Annotated in this window: 3 protein-coding genes and 1 pseudogene; all 4 read left to right on the forward strand. The window is 75.4% G+C overall.

Features of this window, described 5'->3' with window-relative positions; all coding sequences use genetic code 11:
- Window positions 1–1,444: pseudogene (locus GUY61_RS33555) on the forward strand (IS200/IS605 family accessory protein TnpB-related protein); the annotation flags it as partial.
- A 53-nt stretch (window positions 1,445–1,497) separates the two neighbouring features.
- Entirely contained in the window at window positions 1,498–2,433 is a 936-nt protein-coding gene (gene opcA / locus GUY61_RS33560; protein ID WP_166634097.1) for a glucose-6-phosphate dehydrogenase assembly protein OpcA, read from the forward strand.
- Window positions 2,434–3,266: 833 nt separating this feature from the next.
- Entirely contained in the window at window positions 3,267–4,247 is a 981-nt protein-coding gene (locus GUY61_RS33565; RefSeq protein ID WP_243766940.1) for a hydroxyacid dehydrogenase, read from the forward strand.
- Window positions 4,244–5,652: DUF2264 domain-containing protein (locus GUY61_RS33570; protein ID WP_166634099.1), on the forward strand; the 1,409-nt coding region annotated here is incomplete at its 3' end. The genes GUY61_RS33565 and GUY61_RS33570, both read left to right, overlap by 4 nt.

Consider the following 5,652-nt stretch of genomic DNA (forward strand, 5'->3'; position numbering starts at 1 on the left):
GACGAGGAGGTGCTGCGTCTGGTCGGCGACCATCTCGGTTCGCTCGCCTCCCGTGACCTGAGGGCGCGGTGTGCGGCCGGACCGTGGCACGGCAGTGGGCAGTGGGCCGAGCGCAAGCGTGTCCTGACCGTGGAGTCCTCGTCGCGCTGGGCCGGGTCGATCACGAAGGCGACCCATGATCAGTGGGCGCTGGCCCGGAGGGCTCAGCTCGCCCATATCCGGAGCCTCGAGGCCGGGATCGAGACGATCGGGCACCGGCTGTCCCGGCCCGTGGGCGACAAGGGCACCAGGAAGACTCTGGGTGGCTACGGCAGCAGGCGGGAGTGGCATGCCAAGTCCCGCCGCCTGCGGGGGCTCGAAGACCGGCTCCGCGCGGAGCGGGCCGAGCATGAGGCGGGTGTCGTGCGGGTGGTGCGCGGCGGCAGGCGGCTGCTGAACACCCGCCACCACCCGGAGCGGGCCCACCTCACCGCAGCCGAGTGGCGCACGCGGTGGGAGGCGGGGCGGCGGTTCCTGGCCGCGGACGGCGAGTCCGGCAAGCGGTTCGGCAACGAGACCCTCCGCGCCAGCCCCGACGACTGCACGGTCTCGATCAAGCTCCCGGCGCCGCTGGCGCACCTGGCGAACGCTGAGCACGGCAGGTACGTCCTCGCCGCGACGGTGTCGTTCGCGCACCGGGGCGGGCAGTGGGCCGACCATGTCACCGCGCACCGGGCCGTGGCCTACCGCATCCACGAGGACACCGCACGCGGCCGCTGGTACCTCACCGCCTCCTGGACCATCCCACCCGTCCAGACGCTCCCCCTGGCGGCGGCCCGCGCACGGGGCGTGGTCGGGGTGGACACCAACGCCGAACACCTCGCCGCCCGGCGCCTCGACACCCACGGCAACCGCACCGGAGAACCACTCCGGTTCGACCACGACCTCACCGGCACCGCCGCCCGCCGCGACGCCCAGGTCCGCCACGCCCTGACCCGCCTGCTGCACTTCGCCGCCCGCCACCACCTCGCCATCGCCGTCGAAGACCTCGACTTCACCGCCGAGACCACCCGCGAGAAACACGGACGCCGCAAACATTTCCGCAAGCTCGTCTCTGGCATGCCCGTCGCCGGGCTGCGCGCCCGGCTCGTCAGTATGGCCGCCGAACTCGGCGTCCCCGTCGTCGCCGTCGACCCCGCCTACACCAGCAAGTGGGGCGCCCAGCACCGGCAAGAGCCCCTCACCACCAGGACCCGCAGGACCACTCGCCACGACGCGTCCGCCGTGGCGATCGGAAGACGTGAGGGAACCCGCCCCCGCGTCCCCGGGCCACGGACACGATCCGACGGCGCCGGACGCGGAGCGAACGCGGGCAACCAGGACCGCCCAACACCGTTCGGGGCATCCGGCTGAGCACAGGTCCTGGCAACAGGACTCACTCCCACTCAGCCTTTGGGAACGGTAATGCATGTAGAAGCAGCACGAGCCGGCACACGAAGGACGGAGCGGCCGCCCGTTATGAACATCGATCTGACCGACACCACATCCAGCAGGATCAACGCGGCCCTGGTGCGGGCCCGCCAGGCCGCGGGCAGTCCCGCCGTCGGCATGGTGCTGACCCTGATCATCGCCACGGACGAGGCGAACCACTACGACGCGCTCAAGGCGGCGGGAGAGGCGTCCCACCAGCACCCGGCCCGGATCCTCGTGGTCGTCAAGCGCCGCGGCCGCTCCCCGCACGAGCGCCGGCGTTCCCGGCTGGACGCCGAGGTGCGGTTCGGTGGCGACGGCGGCAGCGGGGAGACCGTGCTGCTGCGGCTGCACGGGGAGCTGGCGGACCACGCGGAGTCGGTGGTGCTGCCGCTGCTGCTGCCCGACGCCCCGGTGGTGATCTGGTGGCCCGTCGACGCCCCCGACGTGCCGTCGAAGGACCCGCTGGGGGCGCTGGCCCAGCGCCGCATCACCGACGCGTACGCCGTGGAGGCGCCGCTGCGGGAGCTGGCGGCCCGCGCCGAGGGCTACGCGCCCGGCGACACCGATCTGGCGTGGACCCGGCTCACCCCGTGGCGTTCCATGCTGGCCGCCGCGCTCGACCAGGCGCCGCGCACGGACATCCTCTCCGCGGTGGTGGAGAGCGAGCCGGACAACCCCAGTGCCGAGTTGCTGTCCCGCTGGTTCTCGGCCCGTCTGCGGGTGCCGGTGGAGCGCGTGGTCACGGAGGGGCCGGTCGTGACGGCGGTACGGCTGCGCACCACGCACGGCGAGATCCACATCGACCGCCCCGCGGGCGCGGTTGCCACGCTGTCCATCCCCGGCCAGCCCACCCGCACGCTGGCGCTGAAGGTGCGCACCACGGCCGAGCTGATAGCGGAGGAGCTGCGGCGCCTGGATCCGGACGACGCGTACGCGGCTGCCCTGCGGGCCGAGGCGGTGGCGCCGGAGACCGCCGTCTAGTGCCGCGTCGGTCGGGGTTTGCCCGCTGAGGAGCGGCGTCCGGTGCCGGGGGCACCTCCCGCCGGAGGCGGGGGGAGCATCGCAAGGCGGCCGGAAGCCCTCGTAGTGGGCCTGCTCGGGCTTTCGGCCCACGCAGCGTGGGGGTACCTCCCGCGCCCGGAGGGGTGCGGGGGAGTGCCGTGCAGGGCGTCGCGACGGGGCGAACCTCGGCCGACGCGGCACTAGCGGGCCGCTGACGACGCCGGGCCCGCGTACGGAGGCGGCGACGCCGGACCGGCTGCCGCCGTGCCGCTCGGCCCGGACGACGGCGGCCCGCGCGTACGCGGCGGCGCTGCGGGCACGCCATCGGCTCGACGGGCCTGCGCCGTGTCCCTCGGGAGGAGACGGGAGGGCGGGCGCCGTCGGCGGCCACCTGGAGCGCCCCCGGCCGGACGGCCGCGGGCCGGCCCGCGCGCTCCGACAGCCAGGCCCCGGGCAGGGCGGCAACGCGGGCGACACGCCCGGCGGCGGCCGCCCGGGGCGGACTCCCCGCCGTGCGGCCGGGCGTGGACGCACGGCGGCACCGGTAAGGGAGTGCCGGTGGGCGGCGCCAGTAGGTGCGTGCAGGGGCGTCGCCGGACGCCGTCCCGGACTCCCTGTTCCCCTTCGGCGGGCCCTCCGCCACGATGCCTCTGCGAGTCCACGCGACCGACGCCGACAGGAGTCAGATGCCCGTCACCCCGGACCGAAGCGCACCCGACGCAGACACTCCCGGCACACCCGCTGCTCCCGGCGCCCCGAGCACCCCGCACACGCCGGAGCGCGTGGCCCGGCGCCCGCGGGCCGCCCTCGCCATGGGCGCGGACACCGCCGCCGCCCTTTTCGACGCCGAAGCCCTGGCCGCCCTGCGCGAGGTGTGCGAGCTCGCGCCGCTCCCCGTGCTCGACGACCTGGCGGGTGAGCAGGCCCGCGCCGTCCTGCGGGACACCGAGGTGCTGGTCACCGGATGGGGCTGCCCGCCGCTGGACGCGGCCGCGCTCGGCGCCGCGCCCCGGCTGCGGGCCGTCGTCCACGCCGCCGGATCGGTGCGCGGGCACATCACGCCCGAGTGCTGGGACCGGGGCATCGAGGTCTCCTCGGCCGCGGCGGCCAACGCGCTGCCGGTCGCGGAGTACACCGTCGCCATGATCCTCCTCACCGGCAAGAACGTCCTGGAGCGCGCCCGGTCCTACCGCGCCGCCCGGTGCGCCGAGGACTGGCTGAACACCCCCCGCACCGTCGGCAACTTCGGCCGTACGGTGGGCATCCTGTCCGCCTCGATGATCGGCCGGCGCGTGATCGAGCTGCTGCGGCCCTACGACCTGCGGGTGCTGCTGCACGATCCGTACGTGAGCGCCGAGGAGGCGGCGGCCCTCGGAGTGCGGGCCGTCGGCCTCGCCGAACTCTTCGCAGCGAGCGACGTGGTGAGCGTCCACACTCCACTGCTGCCCGCCACCCGGGGACTGGTCGGCGCCGGACTCCTCGCGGCCATGCGGCAGGACGCCGTGCTCGTCAACACCGCGCGCGGCGCCGTCGTCGACCAGGACGCGCTCACCCGGGCGGTCCTCGACGGCCGCATCCGGGCCGTACTGGACGTGACGGAGCCCGAGGTGCTGCCGCCCGGCCATCCGCTCTGGGACTGCGAGAACGCTCTGATCACCCCTCACCTCGCCGGTTCCCAGGGCAATGAGTGGGGAAGGCTCGCCGGGCTCGCCGTCTCCGAGGTCGCCCGGTGGGCGGCGGGCGAGGGTTTCGCACATCCGGTACGACGCGAAAGGCTGGCCTTCCTCGCATGACGTCATCGCCCGGGCCCCCGGGCCCGCCGCGGCTTTCCTCCGACGGCCCGCTGCGGCTTCCCCCCGACGACCGGGACCTGAGCCCGTACACCGGGTACACCCGCGCGCACTGGGAGGCGGCCGCCGACGGTCTGCTGCGCGGCGCGTGGGCTTGGGCCTCGCCCCGAGGCGCCCTGCTCGACCTGCCGGGCCGCCCCTCGGTGTCCGGTGTCCGCTCGGACGGTCTCGAGGGGTACGCGCGCACCTTCCTCGCCGCCGCGTTCCGCGTCGCGGGTGCGGGCGGCGAGGACCCGCACGGCTGGCTCGGCCGGTACGCGGACGGGCTCGCGGCCGGCACCCGTACGCCGGGCCGCGACGACGCCGAGTCCTGGCCGCCGATCCTCGACCACGACGTGCGGGGCCAGCCGATGGTGGAGTCCGCGTCCGTGGCGCTCGGGCTGCGGCTGACGAGGCCGTGGCTGTGGGACCGGCTGGAGCCGGCCGTGCGGGACCGGGCCGAGGAGTGGCTGCGGGGTGCGCTGCGGCACGTCCCGGCCCCCAACAACTGGTATCTGTTCCCGTACACGGTGGCCGGGTTCCTGGAGTCGGTGGGCCGCGGCGACGCCGCGACGGCCCGCGTCCGGGAGCGGGCCCTGGAGCTGCTGGAGAGCTGGTACCGGGGGCAGGGCTGGTACGCCGACGGGGACAGCCGCTCCTTCGACCACTACAACGGCTGGGCGCTGCACCTGTATCCGGTGCTCGACACGCATCTGGCGGGCGACGCCGCGGACCCCGGCCCGTACGGGGACCGGCTGCGCGCGTATCTGGAGGGCTACGGGCTGTTCTTCGGCGCGGACGGCGCGCCGCTGTACTTCGGCCGTTCGCTGACGTACCGCTTCGCCGCCGCCTCGTCGGTGGCGCTGGGCGCGCTCACCGGGCACACCCCGCTCACCCCGGGTGCCTCGCGGCGGCTGGTCAGCGGCGCGCTGCGGTACTTCCTGGACCGGGGCGCGGTCGGCGGTGACGGGCTGCTGGGCCCGGGCTGGCACGGCCCGTACGCGCCGGTGCTCCAGCCCTCTTCGGGGCCCGCCTCCCCCTACTGGGCGTCGAAGGCGTTCGTGTGCCTGCTCGCGCCCGCCGGGCACCCGCTGTGGACCGCTCCGGAGGAACCCGCGCCGAGCGAGGGGCCCGACCGGGTGCTGTCCCTGCCGGCGCCGGGCCTGCTGGTGCACAGCACCCGCGCGGACGGCATCGTGCGGCTGCACAACCACGGCAGCGACCATGTCCGGCCGTACGAGGGCGAGTCGACGGCGGCCGACGACCAGCACTACGCGCGGCTGGCCTATTCGACCCGTACGGGGCCGACCTCGGCGGGCAACCCGGCCGACAACCATTTCTGCGTGGTGCTGGGCGGGGTGCGCAGCAC

The organism is Streptomyces sp. GC420 (assembly GCF_009916105.1).
In the GTDB taxonomy this organism is placed as follows: Bacteria; Actinomycetota; Actinomycetes; order Streptomycetales; family Streptomycetaceae; genus Streptomyces.